The following is a 15,723-nucleotide window of genomic DNA, read 5'->3' as shown; positions in this document are numbered from 1 at the left end:
CGGCGGGCTCTCTTTGTCTTTCCTGTTAAGGAGTATTGCAATGAACAAGATCTACCGACGTCTGTGGTCCAGCGCACGGCAGTGCTGGGTGGTGACCAGCGAACTGGCTTCGCCGCGCGGCAAGCCGGCATCCACGCTGCGCCGACAGGCAACGCTGGCGCTACTGCTGTCGGCCTGCCCTGTGCTGCAGGCTGCTGCGGCGAACGACGCAATCTTCATTGAATGCAGCCGATACGACGTCCTTCTGAACTGTGTGCCGACCTGGGGGCACGATTCGGAATTCCAGCAGGTTCTCGCCACGATGAGGTCGGGGCACTTCCTTGCAATGGGAAACGGAGCCACTGTTGATGGCTCCTACTCCATTGGATTCGGCCATCGCGTCAGCATGCAGGGGGATCGTATCGCGGCGTTTGGCTATGGCGCGGCCGCAAAGCAGGGTTACTCCACCGTGGTAGGTGCCTATGCCAGTTCCAACGGAATTGGTACCGTCGCCATTGGCCACTGGACCAATGCCAATACAGAAAATTCCATCGCAGTCGGCAGCAACGCCAGCACCGCAAGTGGTGCTGGCGTCTCCCGCATCGCCATCGGGGGCAATGCCAAAGCGGGTACCGATGGATGGACCGGCGCGGTCGCGCTCGGCGGCAACGCCAAGGCGAGCCACGACAGTATCGCGCTAGGTCATCAGGCTGAGACCACGGCAAGCGGAGCCATCGCGATGGGCCGCGACGCGAAGGCCTCAGCGGTTGGTTCGATTGCACTGGGGCACAACTCGCAGGCGACGGAAGCGAATACAGTTTCCGTCGGCACCAGCACGTCAAAGCGACGCATTGTCAATATCCAGAACGCGCGTCTGAGTAGCGACAGCACCGATGCAGTCACCGGTCAACAGCTGTATGCCACCAACCAGCGGCTGGATACGGTCAACGGCCTGGTCAGCCAGACCGCTTCCAATGGCCAGATCCGCATCGGAGCCGCAAACACCGGCAATGTGGTCACCATCAGCAACAAGGACGGTGCGCTGCGCTATCTCAACGGTGTGCGAAATGGGACGATCAGCGCCACCAGCAACGACGCGGTAAACGGCCAGCAACTGTTCGCCACACGCCAGGTGCTTGATCCGCTGGTGAAGCTGGTAGCCGGCGGTGCAATGGGGGGTAAGGAGAACGCCCGTGCGCAGGGCGAGGGTGCCCTGGCGATGGGCGCAGAGGCTATCGCCAACGGCAACCATGCGACGGCGCTGGGTCTGGATGCACAGGCCACCGCCAACCAGGCGACAGCCATTGGTCGGCAGAGCCGGGCGAGCGGGGTGTTCTCCGCAGCCCTGGGTAACAACGCGCAGGCCACTGCACAGAGCGCACTGGCACTAGGCGACCGCGCCGTCGCCTCGCACAGCGGTAGCGTTGCGCTGGGCTTGCAATCGCAGACGACCGGTAGCAATCAGGTCTCTGTGGGCAACAGTGGCCTCAAACGGCGCATCGTGAATGTTGCTGATGGTGCGGTAAACGCCAGCAGCCATGACGCTGTGACGGGTAGGCAGCTCAATGCCACGAATGTCGATGTTGCCTCGGTGCGTGCGGTGGCGACGACGGCACAGACTGCCGCCGCAGCGGCCAAGGTCGCGGCCGATGATGCGCTTGGCAAGGCCAATGCCCTTGGTGGTCTGGTCAGTCAGGCCGGGGGCGATGGCAACGTGCGTCTGGGGGGCAGCAATACAGGCACCGTACTGGATGTTCGCAACCAGTCGAATACCAACCGCACCCTGGTTGGACTGGCAGACGGTGCAGTCAATGCAACCAGCACTGAGGCCGTGACCGGCAGGCAGTTGCAGGCCACTCATGATCGCATCGATACAGCGCAATCCCGTGCGAACGCTGCGCACAGCAGCGCCACGGCTGCGCAAGCTACTGCCAACCAAGCCAAGATCAAGGCAGATGCCACCGGCAATGCGTTGGCTACGGCCGGTGCCATCGAGGACCGTAACCGCGCCACCGCTACCGGCAATCTGGCCATGGCTCTGGGGCAGGCTGCCAAGGCCGATGGCGTGGCAGCATTCGCCATGGGGAACAGTGCGAATGCAACCGGTGACAACGCGATGTCTCTGGGTAGCGCATCCTCTGCTACGGCAAAGGCTGCGGTCGCGCTCGGCGGCAATGCCAAGGCCAGGCACGAGAACTCGGTGGCGCTGGGTGAGCGCTCGGAGACCAGCGGTGCCAACGAGGTGTCGGTGGGTAACGCTGCGACGGATCTGAAGCGCCGAATCGTCAACGTGGACGAAGCAGGTCTGACCGACAGCAGCAACGATGCGGTGACCGGCAAACAGTTGTTCGCTACCAACGAGAAAGTTCAGGCGAACGCGGGTGTGCTTGCAGGCCACACCCGCGATCTGGCAGCGCAGTCTGGCCACATTGCCGACAATCGGCGCGATCTGGATGCATTGCGTTCGGAGTTTGAGGACTTCGATCCGGACTTGGATCATGTGGTGAAAATTTCTGCCGATGGGAGCGTGGATATCGCCGGTGGGAAGTTGCGCGGAGTGGCTGCGGGTGACATCAGCTCTGCAACTAGTACGGATGCTGTGAATGGTGGGCAGTTGTTCGCTACGAATGAGAGAATTGGCTCAATTGAGCGGTTGAATCAGTTCCTGTCCATTGGCGCTGGAGGCGACCAAGATGCGTCTATCGCGGGTCAGATATCGGTCGCAATTGGTGACTCCGCTCTTGCCTCGCCTAAGGGGGAGGGCGCGGTCTCCGTTGGTGCTTACTCAGCTGCACTTGGAGACAATTCGGTCGCCATTGGTCGAGCAGCGTCGGTACGCGAGAATGCAGACAGTGCATTCGCTCTCGGCACACAGTCCCTCATTGAAGCTAGCGGAGGGCTAGCGCTTGGTGCGCGTAGCCGTGTGTCGACCGGAGCCTTCGGCAGTGTGGCGCTTGGGAATTTCTCGGTCGCGGATGAGCCTGGGACAGTGTCCGTAGGACATTCGACACTGCAGCGCAGAATCACCAATGTTTCCGACGGGAAGTCCTTGACAGACGCGTCCACCATTTCCCAACTTGGCGCAGCCGTTCGTGCACTTGGTGGCGATGCGAAGGTCGATGCCAATGGCAACATCATCGCTCCCAACTACAACGTCCAAGGCGGCACTCAGAACAACGTCGGAGATGCCTTGGCCGCACTCGACAGCGCCGTGGTCACTGCGGACAGCCGCGTGGATAGCTTGGAAGGCAAGCTGCGATCTGCATTCCTGGATGGCCCGTCGGTGCGTGCCGATGGTCTGAACCAGCTGGCGCTTGCAGGCGCCCACGGCTCGGTGCTGACCAATCTGGCCGACGGCCGCATTGCTGCCGGCAGCCGTGATGCGGTGACCGGTAGCCAGTTGTTTGAGGCAAAGCAGGAGATCGACCGCAATCGTAGTGACCTGGACGATCTGCGCGGTGAACGCGATGAACTGCTGTCGCATGGAATGATGGCAGCGGGGCAGGGCAATGTGATCGACTATGGCGGCGCGCGGTTGACGGGTGTTGCTGATGGGGTGATCTCTGCGGATAGCCGTGATGTGGTCAATGGCCGGCAGCTGTTTGCTTCCAACCAGCGCATCGCTGGCCTTGAGAGTGGCAAGCGGTTTATTGCCATTTCATCGGACGATGAGAGTGTGAATGCAAAAGCAGGCGGGTTCTCGACGGCCATCGGTGATGGAGCCAGAGCAGGCGGCGTTACTGCGGAGGGAGCTACAGCAGTTGGCTTTTACGCTACCGCGTTGGCTGGAAATTCGATTGCTCTGGGTAGCAGTTCATATGTGCTCCCTGATGCAGAGTACGGGTTCGCCTTGGGGGCTACTTCGGAAGTGCACAGTCGCCATGGACTGGCGCTTGGAACCAGAGCACTGGTGCTCGAAGGGGCAGATGGGTCCGCCGCGCTTGGAAGTGGTTCCATTGCTCGTGAAATGGGTGTCATCTCGGTCGGCTCCGATAACACTAGACGCCGCATCGTCAACGTTGCCAACGGCCGCAACGCCACCGACGTTGCCACCGTAGGCCAGCTCCGCGGTGCCCTCGCCACGGTCGGCGGTGATATCGACGCCAACGGCAACATCATCAATCCGTCCTTCAACGTCCAGGGCGGCCAGCAATCCACCCTCACCGACGCCCTGTCCACCCTCGACTCCGCCGTCGTCACCAGCAGCAACCGCGTCGACCGCGTCGAGTCCCAGCTCAACGCGGTATTCCAGGACACCCCCACCGTCCGCAACGACGGCCTCAACCAGCTCACCTTCGCCGGTGCCAACGGCATGGTGCTGTCCAACGTGGCCAACGGCGCCATCGCCGCGGGCAGCCGCGATGCGGTCAATGGTGGCCAGCTGCACTCCATGCAGCAGCAGCTGAACGGCCGCATGGATGGGCTGGAGCATCGCATTGACGGCCAGCCGCAGTCCCGCACCTTGGCCACCGTTGCCGGCGACGAGCCGTCCGCGCCGACGCCGCCGGCAAACGCCGGGGACAAGGCGCTGGCTGACACCGGCAACGCACCGAAGTCCTCGCCGCAGCCGCAGGCCGATGCCCCCAAGCCGGAAGCACCCACCCCGCAGGTGGACACCGCCGAACTGGAGAAGATGCTGGCCCGTGCCAACGAGTACAGCGATGGCATCTCCCGCGAGGTGGATGCGCGCCTGGACAAGATGGACAAGCGCTTCAACCGCATGGCAGCCATGACCAGCGCACAGAGTGCGATGGCCATGAACACTGCCGGCCTGAATACCTACAACCGCCTCGGCGCGGGCGTGGGCTACAGCGAGGGTGAATCGGCCATGGCCGTGGGCTACCAGCGCGTGTTGAACGACAAGGGCTCGGCCACCTTCAGCCTCAATGGTGCCTTCACCAACAGTGGTGAACGCAGCATGGGCGTGGGTGTGGGCATCGGGTGGTAAGCCGTGCTGCCCCGGTGTGGTGCGCCAAAACCCGCCCCCAGCGCCGGGGCACTCAAGAAGGAGATGGCGATGTACAGCCGATTCAGCCGATTCATGACGTACCGGCGCTTTTACATCTGGCGCGCGCGTTTCAATTATCTGGTGCACAACGTCAACGGATGGACCCTGGTGTACGTCCTGCTGTTCCTGGGCTTGTTGTATTCCTGTTGGATCATCTGGAAACTCAGCAACCCGCCGGTGCCGCGTGTGCATCCGGAGGCGGCAAAGGTGCAGGTACGGATGATGAGCGAGCAGGCATCGCATCGCGTCGCCGTCGCCAACAACGGTGGCGGAAACCCCGGCGCGGTGGTCAGCACGCCGGAGGAACTGCGAGCGGCGGCCCTGCGTGCGATGAAGGCCCGCAGCACGTACCTCGGCGCGGAATCAAAGCAGTTGCAGGCCCATATGCTTGCGGATATTTCCGATTACATCCGCGTGTCGGGGGTGTGTGCGCCGTATCTGTGCTGGCATGTGAGCGAGAACGTGTCCCGGTTGCGCAGGGCGGGGCAGCGTTCGGCGGATCTGGATGCGGCCCTGCGGCCGATGCTGGATGCGCCGGATGGCGACCTGCCGCTGCTGGAGGGCGATCAGGATCGGTTGCAGACGGTGTGGTCTGACACCTACCAGGATGTGGTCTTCCACGGCTGGGCACTGGGCGATGTGCAGGTGATGCACGCGAAGATGATGAAGGAGTATCCCGAGCGGGCACCGATGCCATGGATGGCGCGGTTGATGGACAAGGCGGTGGATCCGCTTTACGCCTTGTAAGGTGGCCAAATAGCTCTCCCCTCTGATGGATGCCGACGGAAGTTGGCATCCATCAGGGCGGGGCACCGAGGCGCCCCCGCCGGGCTGCCGCTGGGGCTGGCTCAGCCGACGAGGTAGTCCGTGATTTCGGTCTCGGCCAGCAGTTGCCGTAGCTGGCTGATCGACGCACGTCGCATCGGCTTCTCATCCACGGGCGACAGGGGGGCCTGGCGCAATGCATCGTAGGGCAGCACGGCGAGGTCGAAGGTCAGTTCCTCGGCGCTGAACACCCACACCGGTACGTCCAGGCTGCGTTCGCGGTCCAGACGCAGCCGGCGCACGCGCGATTCGGCGGGGATGCCATGTTCGTCCAGGAAGCGGTGTACGGCTTCCGGATCGTCGCTGTGCAGGTGCAGCTGCACCGGGCTGTTGGCATCGGCGGTTCCATCGAGCACCGGCCCGATCAGACGCGGGGCGAAGCCGTGCAGGAATTCCAGTGCGTTCACTGCGGCCTCGCGGCGGCGCTGCAGTTCGTTGCCGTGCTGTGCCCCGGCGAACAGGCGCTGGTACTCGCGCAGGGCGTCTTCGATCTCGACGTTGCGGGGCAGGGAGGCATCGTCGTGGATGCCGAGGCGGCTGGCGGCCTTCAGCTTGGCCTGGTGGTAGTCGCGGATGCCGCCTTCGGCCATGAGGCGGGCGGCTTCGTGGGCGAGGCGGTGGCGCCGCTCGCGGGTCTGGCTGGCAGCATGCTGACGTGCTCGATGCATGCGAAGACTCCTGAGGCGACCTGGCCACAGAGTAACGCAGGGATGTGACATCTGCGTAGGTGCGCGCCTTGGTGGTGGCCAACCTTGGTTGGCCATCAGCGGGAGCGCCAACCACAGTTGGCATCTACCGGTAGAGCCGAGCCCATGCTCGGCTGCATAAAGGCAGTGCCAACCAACGGTTGGCACCTACCAGGCAGAAGCAGTGCCAACCAACGGTTGGCACCTGCCAACACCGGCCTTAGAAGATATCGAACGCGGCGGCGTCGGCCTGCGGGGTGTTCTGCAGGTTGAGGTCGTAGTCGGTCAGGCGGTCCATGTCTTCCACCTTCACCCACTCCACCGCGCCGTTGAGCGTGGCCTGGACCATGCCGGCAGGCGGCTCGTTCTCCGCCAGCGGCACGTCCTTCAGTGCCACGCGCATGTAGTCGATCCAGATCGGCAGGGCGGCCTTGCCGCCGTACTCGCGGTAGCCCAGCGAACGGAAGTCGTCGCGGCCCACCCAGACTGTGGTGACGTACGGGCCGCCGAAGCCGGAGAACCAGGCGTCGCGGTGGTCGTTGGTCGAACCGGTCTTGCCGCCCAGGTCGGCGCGGCCCAGCACCTTGGCGGCCGTGCCGGTACCCCGCTGCACCACGTCGCGCATCATCGACACCAACTGGTAGGCGGTGCGGGCATCAATGGCGCGCGGGGCGGTGCGGGCGTCCGGGTTGGCCGGCGCAGCCGGGGTCTCGGTGGCCGGCTTGGCCGCGGCAGTAGCATCGGGCTTGGGTGCCGGGGCACCGAAGTTGAAGCCATCCACCACCTGGTTCACCGGCTGGTCGCTGGTGCCGGCGCAGTCGCGGCAGGCCAGGGCCGGGTTTTCCTTGAACACCAGGGCGCCGTCGCGGTCGTTCACCTGGTCGATCAGCCAGGTGTCCACGCGCGAGCCGCCGTTGGCGAACACGGCGTAGCCGCGGGCCACCGAAAGCGGGGTCAGCGAGGCGGTGCCCAGCGACATCGACAGGTTGGGCGGCAGTTCCGATTCGGCAAAGCCAAATTCGCTGATGTACTTGCGCGCGTAATCCACGCCCATGCCGTCCAGCAGGCGTACCGAGACCAGGTTGCGCGACTGCACCAGTGCTTCGCGCAGGCGCATCGGGCCACGGAAGCCGCCGCCGTCGTTCTGCGGCGCCCAGGTCTTGCCACGGCGGTCGCGGAACACGACCGGGGCATCGAGCACGATCGAGGCCGGGTTGTAGCCCTTGTCGAACGCGGCCGCATAGACGAACGGCTTGAAGCTGGAACCCGGCTGGCGGCGAGCCTGGGTGGCTCGGTTGAACTTGTTGCCGGAGAAGCTGAAGCCACCGACCAGGGCCTTCAGGGCGCCGCTGTGGGCATCCAGCGAGACCAGCGCGGACTGGCCGCGTGGAATCTGGTCCAGCAGCCAGGTGCCTTCCTTGTCGCCGGCGCGCACGCGCACGATGTCGCCGCGCTGCACCAGCTTGGCCGGGGTCTTGTTGGTCCACTTGGCGGCGCCAGCCGGCAGCACGATCTCGCTGCGGTTGGCCAGAACCACGGTGGCGCTGCCGTCGGCGCCGGTGCTGGCGACGATGGCCGGCAGCAGGCCGGCCTGGCCGGCGATGCCGCGCAGGTGCTCGGCCAGGGCGGCGGCATCATCACCGGCGCCCAGCTGCACCTGCTTTTCCACGCCGTGCCAGCCGTGGCGGTGGTCGTACAGCATCAGGCCATCACGCACGGCCACATTGGCCGATTCCTGCAGGGTCGAATCAATCGTCGTGGTGACGTGATAGCCCTTGTTGACCACATCACCGCCGAAGCGGGCGATCATTTCCTGGCGTACCAGCTCGGCCACGTACGGGGCATCCACCTGTACCGGCGGCTCATGCGGGGTGGCGTGCATCGGCACGGCCTTGGCCGCGTCGGCCTCGGCCTGGCTGACGAACTTTAGGTCGGCCATGCGCTGCAGCACGTAGTTGTCGCGACGCTGGCGGGCACGTTCCGGGTTGGAGATGGGGTTGCCGGAGGAGGGGAACTTGGGGATGCCGGCCAGCGAGGCCATCTCATCCAGGTCCAGCTCGTTCAGCTTCTTGCCGTAGTAGAACTCGGCGGCGGCGGCCACGCCGTAGGCACGGTTGCCGAAGAAGCTCTTGTTCAGGTACAGCTCGAAGATCTCGTCCTTGCTCAGCTCGGACTCGATCTTGCGCGCCAGCAGGATCTCGGCCAGCTTGCGGGTGTAGCTGTACTCGGAACTGAGGAAGAACTGGCGGGCGACCTGCTGGGTGATGGTCGATCCGCCCGGCACGCGCTTGTCGTTGGTGGTGGCCAGCAGCCAGACCGCGCGGGCGATGCCCTTGTAGTCCACGCCGCCATGCTCGTAGAAGCGGGCGTCCTCGGTGGCCAGGAATGCCTTCTTCAGCTTGTCCGGCACGTCCTTCATGGTGATGGGGGTGCGCCGGGTCTCACCGAAGACGGCCATCAGCTTGCCGTCGGCAGCATAGACGTACATCGGCTCCTGCATTTCCACGTCGCGCAGGGTCTGCACGTCGGGAAGCTTGGACGAAACGGCATAGTAGAGGCCGCCCACGGCGGCGGCACCGACCAGCGCCAGGACCAGGACAACAACAAAGATCCAGCGCAGCCAGCGGCGGAGACGAGTCATCGGTGTCAGATTCCGATTGCGAATTTCGTGGTCGCAGAGTATAGATTACGCAAGGTGGCGGCTGGGGCCGGTACCGGGGAATGCAAGGGGAATCGCCAGGGGCTGCGTGTTCATCCTGTGAGGGATTTCACAGCAGGGCGGTTGCCATTCGCTAAAAATACGTTATTAATGCGCGGACGCAGATCTTGCGTCCAAGTGCCCGTCGGCAGGGGAGAAACCGTGGGGCTCATCCCAAAAAGTCAGTCGCCGCTCATTGGCGTCGACATCAGTTCGACTGCGGTGAAGCTGTTGCAGCTTTCCCGCAGCGGCAATCGTTTTCGCGTGGAACACTACGCCGTGGAACCATTGCCGCCGAATGCTGTGGTTGAAAAGAACATCGTCGAAGTGGAGGCCGTGGGTGAGGCCATCCGCCGGGCGATGAACCGTTCCGGCAGCAAGGCCAAGCTGGCCGCGGCCGCCGTGGCTGGTTCGGCGGTGATCACCAAGGTGATCCCGATGCCGGCCGACCTCGACGAAAGCGACATGGAAGCCCAGATCGAGCTGGAAGCGGTCAACTACATTCCGTACCCGATCGAGGAAGTGAACCTGGACTTCGAGGTGATCGGGGCGATCCCGAACAACCCGGAAATGGTCCAGGTGCTGCTGGCGGCCTCGCGCTCCGAGAACGTCGAGCTGCGCCAGTCGGCGCTGGAGCTGGGCGGCCTGCAGGCCAAGGTGATGGACGTGGAGGCCTTTGCGGTCGAGAACGCCTTCGCCCTGGTGGCCAGCGAGCTGCCGGTGTCCCACGACGGCGTGGTGGCCCTGGTCGACATCGGCGCCACCATGACCACCCTCAATGTCCTGCGCGGCGGCCGCAGCCTGTACAGCCGCGAACAGGTGTTCGGTGGCAAGCAGCTGACCGACGAGATCATGCGCCGTTACGGCCTGAGCTACGAAGAAGCCGGCCTGGCCAAGCGCCAGGGCGGCCTGCCGGAAAGCTACGAAGTGGAAGTGCTTGAGCCGTTCAAGGAAGCAACGGTCCAGCAGATCAGCCGTCTGCTGCAGTTCTTCTACGCGGGCAGTGAATTCAACCGGGTCGACCACATCGTGCTGGCCGGCGGGTGTGCCGCCCTGGCCGGTCTGCCGGAGATGGTCGAAGAGCAGCTGGGCGTGCCCACCGTGGTGGCCAACCCGCTGGCACAGATGACCCTGGGGCCGAAGGTGCAGGCGCAGGCGCTTGCCCAGGATGCCCCCGCGCTGATGATCGCTACCGGTCTGGCACTGAGGAGCTTCGACTGATGGCACGCATCAATCTATTGCCCTGGCGCGCCGAGCGGCGCAAGCAGCGCCAGCGTGAGTTCGGCGTCATGCTGGGCATGGCCGCGCTCGGTGGCCTGCTGCTGTCGCTGTTGATCTGGTTCTACTACGACATGCAGGTCAGCGGGCAGCAGGACCGCAACGCTTACCTGCAGGCCGAGATCGAGAAGGTCCAGAAGCAGAACGAGGAGATCAAGCGCCTCGACGAGCAGAAGAGCCGTCTGCTGGCCCGCAAGGCGGTGATCGAACAGCTGCAGGCCAAGCGTTCGCAGATGGTCCATCTGTTCGACGCGCTGGTCCGCACCATCCCCGATGGCGTGGTGCTCACCTCGCTGCAGCAGGACGGTGACATGCTCACCCTGGAAGGCCGCACCCAGTCCAACGCACGCGTTTCGGCGTACATGCGCAACCTGGACGTGTCCGGCTGGATGACCAACCCGGAACTGTCGATCATCGAAGCCAGCACGCCGGAGAAGGACAAGGACATCCACCCGGGCGGCCCTGTGGCCGACATCAAGGCGCTGCCGTACGTGTTCAAGGTGACGGTGAAGCTGCCGGCGCAGAGCGACGAGACGACCACGCCCGGCCTGAACCCCGATGGCAGCGTGAGTGCGCCCGGCGCTGCGGCACCTGCCGTGGCTCCGTTGGCGGCTGGCGCGGACGCGTCGGCACCGGCACCGGGCCAGGCACCTGCCCCGGCCGGCGCGACCCCGGCACCCGCTGCCGCACCCGCAACGCCTCCGGCAACCCCGCCTGCTCCAGCGGCCAATCCGCCGGCTGCGCCCAAGACTGAAGGGAGCCGACTGGCACAACCGCCGCAGGCCTTCCATGCCCCGCTGCAGGGGGACCGCGCATGAGCAAGAAAGTCGACCTCAAGAGCCTGGATTTCAACGACATCGGCAACTGGCCGCGGAACGCGAAGATCGTGTTCTGCACGCTGATCGCCCTGGTCATCATGTTCGTTGCGTACATGCTGCTGATCAGCGGCAAGCGCGAGGAACTGGAGGGCCTGGAATCGCAGGAAGCCACGCTGCGCCAGCAGTTCAGCACCGAACAGGCGCGTGCGGTGAACCTGGAACCGCTCAAGCAGCAGCTGGCGCAGATGGAGCAGGTACTGCAGCAGATGCTGCGGCAGCTGCCCAGCAAGACCGAGATGCCCGATCTGATCATCGACATCTCGCAGACCGCGCTGTCCAGCGGCCTGACCAACCAGCTGTTCGAGCCGGAACAGGAACAGATCAAGGAGTTCTACGCCGAGAAGCCGATCAAGCTGAAGATGGTGGGCAGCTACCACCAGTTCGGCGCGTTCGTCAGTGGCGTGGCCTCGTTGCCGCGCGTGGTCATCCTGACCATGCACGACATCAACCTGAAGCCGGCCGACAAGACCGGGGGCAGCATCCGTGCCGGTGCACTGGAGCTGTCCGGTACGGTCAAGACCTACCGTTACCTGGATGAGTCGGAGATCGCCGAACAGCAGGTTGAACCCGGCAAGGAGGCACAGAAGTGATCCGTTCCTTCATTGCACGGGGTGGCATGGCGATGGCGGTGTTGTTGCTGGCCGGCTGCGGCCGCGGCATCACCAGCACGCCGGGCGACGCCCCCAATCTGGAAAAATGGGTTGAAAGCGAGCGCGCGCGACCGGCGCAGCCGCTCGAACCGCTGCCGGTGATGCAGCAGTTCGAGACCTTCGAGTACTCCGCGCAGGGCATGCGCGATCCGTTCACTGATGCCTGGGCCAATCCGCAGCAGGGGGCTGGGGGAACCCGTCCGGACCCGAACCGGCGCAAGGAGCCGCTTGAAGGCTTCCCGCTGGATGCGTTGGACATGGTGGGCACCATCGGTACAGGCGGCAGCACGGTCGCGCTGGTGATGGGGCCGGACAAGGTGACCTACCGGGTGCGCCCGGGCGGGTACCTTGGGCAGAGCGACGGGCGGGTCACCGCGGTCTACGAAGACCGCGTGGAGCTGATCGAACTTGTGCCGGACGGTGCGGGGGGCTGGCTGGAACGTCCGGCCACGCTCGCGCTCGATGATCAATGATCGTTTACTGGGGATAGCACGATGACTTTTCACCAAGCCAAGGGGCTGCGACCCATCCGGCGCTCTACCTTGAACCGCATCAGCGCGCTGGGAGTCGCGCTGATGCTGGCCTGCGCTCCGGCGCTGGCTGCCGCACCGGCCGAAAAGCCGGCCAGCACCGCCGTCGCACCGCAGGCCACCGCGCCGGCGTCGCTGTCGGTGCAGCGGATCGATTTCAAACGCGGCGATGACGGCAGCGGCCGCCTGATCGTCCAGTTCGACGGCCAGGGCGCAATCCCTGACCTGCGCACGCAGGACAACAGCGTGGTGGTCGACGTGGGCAACGCCCGCCTGCCGGCCAACCTGCAGAAGCCGCTGAACGTCACCGACTTCGCCACGCCGGTGCAGCGCATCGACGCCAAGCCGTCCGGCGCGGGCACCCAGCTGGTGCTGAGCACCGGCGGTGCGGTTGAATCGCTGGCCTACCAGAGCGGCAACGAGTACGTGGTCGAAATCAGCGCGCGCAAGGCGCCGGCTGCGGTCGGCGCGGTCACCGCTGGCAGCGTCACCCAGGCCGCCAAGGGCGTGCCGCAGCGTGGCTACAGTGGCAAGCCGGTGACCTTCAACTTCCAGGACGTGCCGGTGCGCACCGTGCTGCAGTTGATCGCCGAAGAGTCCAACCTGAATGTCGTCGCGTCCGATTCGGTGCAGGGCAATGTGACCCTGCGCCTGGTCAACGTGCCGTGGGACCAGGCACTGGACATCGTGCTGCGCGCCAAGGGCATGGACAAGCGCCAGGACGGCAGCGTGATCTGGGTCGCGCCGCAGGCTGAACTGGCCAAGTTCGAACAGGAAAAGGAAGACGCACGCATCGCCATCGAGAACCGCGAGGATCTGGTGACCGATTACGTGCAGATCAACTACCACAGCGCCTCGCAGATCTTCAAAGCACTGACCGAAGCCAAGGGCATCGGTGGTGGCTCGGGCGGTGGTGGTTCCGGTGGCAACGGCAGCGCCAGCCAGGAGGAAAGTGGTTTCCTCTCCGCGCGCGGCCGCATCGTCGCCGACGAGCGCACCAACACCCTGATGATCAGCGACATCCCGAAGAAGATCGCGCGCATGCGCGAGCTGATCAACGTGATCGATCGCCCGGTCGACCAGGTGCTGATCGAAAGCCGCATCGTCATCGCTACCGACACGTTTGCCCGTGAGCTGGGTGCCAAGTTCGGCATCAGCGGCAGCCGCGACAACGTGTACTTCGGTGGCAACCTGGCTTCGACGGCGGCAACCCGCCAGTCGCAGGTGGATACCGCCAACACCAACGCAAATGCCGTGCGCGAGTGGATTGCCGGTGGCAGCGTCGGCCCGGCGCCGATTCCGATCTCTCCGACCATTTCCCGTGGCCTGAACTGGGAACTGCCGGTGGCCTCCACCAGCAATCCGGGTTCGCTGGCGCTGTCCATTCTCAACGCGGGCTACCTGCTGGACGTCGAACTGTCGGCCATGCAGGAAGAGTCGCGCGGCGAAGTGATCTCCAACCCGCGCGTGGTGACCACCAACCAGCGCGAGGCCCTCATCAAGCAGGGTAAGGAAATCGGCTACGTGACCATCAGCGGCGGCGGTGCTGGTGGTGGTGCGCAGACCCCGAACGTGCAGTTCAAGGAAGTGGTTCTGGAACTGAAGGTCACCCCGACCATCACCGACGACAACCGCGTGTTCCTGAACATGGCGGTCAAGAAAGACGAAGTGCAGCGCTACATCACCCTGGCTGGCTACGGCGAAATTCCGGAAATCAACCGTCGCGAGGTCAACACCGCCGTGCTGGTGGAAGACGGCCAGACCGTGGTGATCGGTGGCGTGTACGAGTTCACCGACCGCAGCAGCGTCAGCAAGGTGCCGTTCCTGGGCGATGTCCCGTTCCTGGGCAATCTGTTCAAGAAGCGTGGCCGCAACAAGGACAAGGCCGAACTGCTGGTGTTCGTGACCCCGAAGGTGCTGCGCGTGGCCAAGAAGAGCTGAGCCTGCCACCACCGGATGTACGGGAGGGGCCGCCACGTGCGGCCCTTTCTCGTTGTGGATCCACGCCACAGACCCCAGTAGATCCACGCCACAGACCCCAGTAGATCCACGCCACAGACCCCAGTAGATCCACGCCATGCGTGGATGCTGTTCAGCCACCTTTGATGCCATCCCCGGACCGGCCTGCGATGATGGCGGGAACCCGTGCCGCTCCGCGCCGGTCAAAGGCCCCCATGAACCTGCCACCGCCGATGCCCGAATCCGCCTCCCCGACCACTACCTCCGCGCTGCATGCGGCCTTCACCGGTCTGCGCGATGCGCTCTCGGCCGAGATCGTCGGCCAGGCCGCGCTGGTGGAGCGCCTGCTGATCGCCCTGCTGGCGGATGGCCACCTGCTGGTCGAAGGCGCCCCCGGTCTGGCCAAGACCACCGCCATCCGCGCGCTGGCCTCCCGCCTCGAATCGGATTTCGCTCGTGTCCAGTTCACCCCGGACCTGCTGCCGGCCGATCTGACCGGCACCGAGATCTGGCGCCCGCAGGAAGGGCGTTTCGAGTTCGTACCGGGCCCGATCTTCCATCCGATCCTGCTGGCCGACGAAATCAACCGTGCCCCGGCCAAGGTGCAGTCCGCGCTGCTGGAAGCGATGGGCGAACGCCAGGTCACGGTGGGCCGCCATACCTATGCGCTGCCGTCGCTGTTCCTGGTGATGGCCACGCAGAACCCGATAGAGCAGGAGGGCACGTTCCCGTTGCCCGAAGCACAGCTGGACCGCTTCCTGATGCACGTGCGCATCGGCTACCCCGACCAGGCCGCCGAATCGGAGATCCTGCGCCTGGCGCGTGAGCGCGCCCGTGGCGCCCTCGGCGAAGCCGCGCCCGCGCCGGACAAGCTGCCGATGCAGGTGGTGTTCGATGCCCGCCGCGAAGTGCTGGACCTGCACATGGCGCCGGCCCTGGAGCGCTACCTGATCGAGCTGGTGCTGGCCTCGCGCGATCCGTCGCGCTACGACGCCAGCCTCGGTCGACGCATCGCCTGGGGCGCAAGCCCGCGTGGTTCCATCGCACTGGAACGCTGTGCACGCGCGCGTGCGTGGCTGGCCGGTCGTGACTTCGTGACCCCGGACGACGTGCGTGCCGTGGCTGCCGACGTGCTGCGCCACCGCGTGCTGCCCAGCTACGAAGCCACCGCGGAAGGCTGGGATGGCGAGCGCCTGGTGCAGGAACTGCTGGCCCGCGTGCCGGCCCCCTGA

General features: G+C 65.0%; 10 protein-coding genes. 8 read left to right on the top strand and 2 right to left on the bottom strand.

Features of this window, described 5'->3' with window-relative positions; translation table 11 throughout:
* The first annotated feature begins 40 nt into the window (after positions 1-40).
* Together C1924_RS15945 and C1924_RS15940 are read left to right on the top strand one after the other, a co-directional pair.
* The gene (locus C1924_RS15945; RefSeq protein ID WP_108766177.1) at positions 41-4,927 is read left to right on the top strand and encodes an ESPR-type extended signal peptide-containing protein; all 4,887 of its coding nucleotides are present in this window, start codon (positions 41-43) and stop codon (positions 4,925-4,927) included.
* 63 nt (positions 4,928-4,990) lie between these two features.
* Positions 4,991-5,734 carry a hypothetical protein gene (locus C1924_RS15940; RefSeq protein WP_159094821.1) on the top strand — a complete coding sequence of 248 codons (744 nt, stop codon included), beginning with the start codon at positions 4,991-4,993 and terminating at the stop codon, positions 5,732-5,734.
* Positions 5,735-5,835: 101 nt separating this feature from the next.
* Here the strand turns inward: C1924_RS15940 and C1924_RS15935 are convergent, their stop codons facing one another.
* A complete protein-coding gene (locus C1924_RS15935; protein WP_108766175.1) occupies positions 5,836-6,480 on the bottom strand; it encodes a hypothetical protein in 645 nt (214 codons plus the stop codon).
* Between the two features lie 238 nt (positions 6,481-6,718).
* Positions 6,719-9,139, bottom strand: a complete 2,421-nt coding sequence (locus tag C1924_RS15930; RefSeq protein ID WP_108766174.1) for a penicillin-binding protein 1A — start codon at positions 9,137-9,139, stop codon at positions 6,719-6,721.
* 219 nt (positions 9,140-9,358) lie between these two features.
* On the opposite strand from C1924_RS15930, the gene C1924_RS15925 reads away from it, so the two are divergent.
* From C1924_RS15925 to C1924_RS15900, 6 genes are all read left to right on the top strand, one after another.
* The gene (locus C1924_RS15925) at positions 9,359-10,417 is read left to right on the top strand and encodes a pilus assembly protein PilM (protein WP_108766173.1); all 1,059 of its coding nucleotides are present in this window, start codon (positions 9,359-9,361) and stop codon (positions 10,415-10,417) included.
* Positions 10,417-11,292: a PilN domain-containing protein gene (locus tag C1924_RS15920; protein WP_108766172.1), complete on the top strand. Its 876-nt coding sequence runs from the start codon at positions 10,417-10,419 to the stop codon at positions 11,290-11,292. The genes C1924_RS15925 and C1924_RS15920 overlap by 1 nt, the downstream gene beginning before the upstream one ends.
* Positions 11,289-11,942 carry a type 4a pilus biogenesis protein PilO gene (gene pilO, locus C1924_RS15915; protein WP_108766171.1) on the top strand — a complete coding sequence of 218 codons (654 nt, stop codon included), beginning with the start codon at positions 11,289-11,291 and terminating at the stop codon, positions 11,940-11,942. The genes C1924_RS15920 and pilO overlap by 4 nt, the downstream gene beginning before the upstream one ends.
* Positions 11,939-12,475, top strand: coding sequence for a pilus assembly protein PilP (locus tag C1924_RS15910; RefSeq protein WP_174208967.1), 537 nt, complete (start codon positions 11,939-11,941; stop codon positions 12,473-12,475). Before pilO ends, C1924_RS15910 begins: the two co-directional genes overlap by 4 nt.
* A 21-nt stretch (positions 12,476-12,496) precedes the next feature.
* Positions 12,497-14,473, top strand: a complete 1,977-nt coding sequence (locus C1924_RS15905; RefSeq protein ID WP_108766170.1) for a type IV pilus secretin PilQ family protein — start codon at positions 12,497-12,499, stop codon at positions 14,471-14,473.
* A 233-nt stretch (positions 14,474-14,706) separates the two neighbouring features.
* Positions 14,707-15,723: a MoxR family ATPase gene (locus C1924_RS15900; protein ID WP_108766169.1), complete on the top strand. Its 1,017-nt coding sequence runs from the start codon at positions 14,707-14,709 to the stop codon at positions 15,721-15,723.

Source organism: Stenotrophomonas sp. ESTM1D_MKCIP4_1 (assembly GCF_003086895.1).
Lineage (GTDB): Bacteria > Pseudomonadota > Gammaproteobacteria > Xanthomonadales > Xanthomonadaceae > Stenotrophomonas.
The sequence above is the reverse complement of the archived record's forward strand: the minus strand, read 5'-3'. Positions and strand labels throughout refer to the sequence as shown.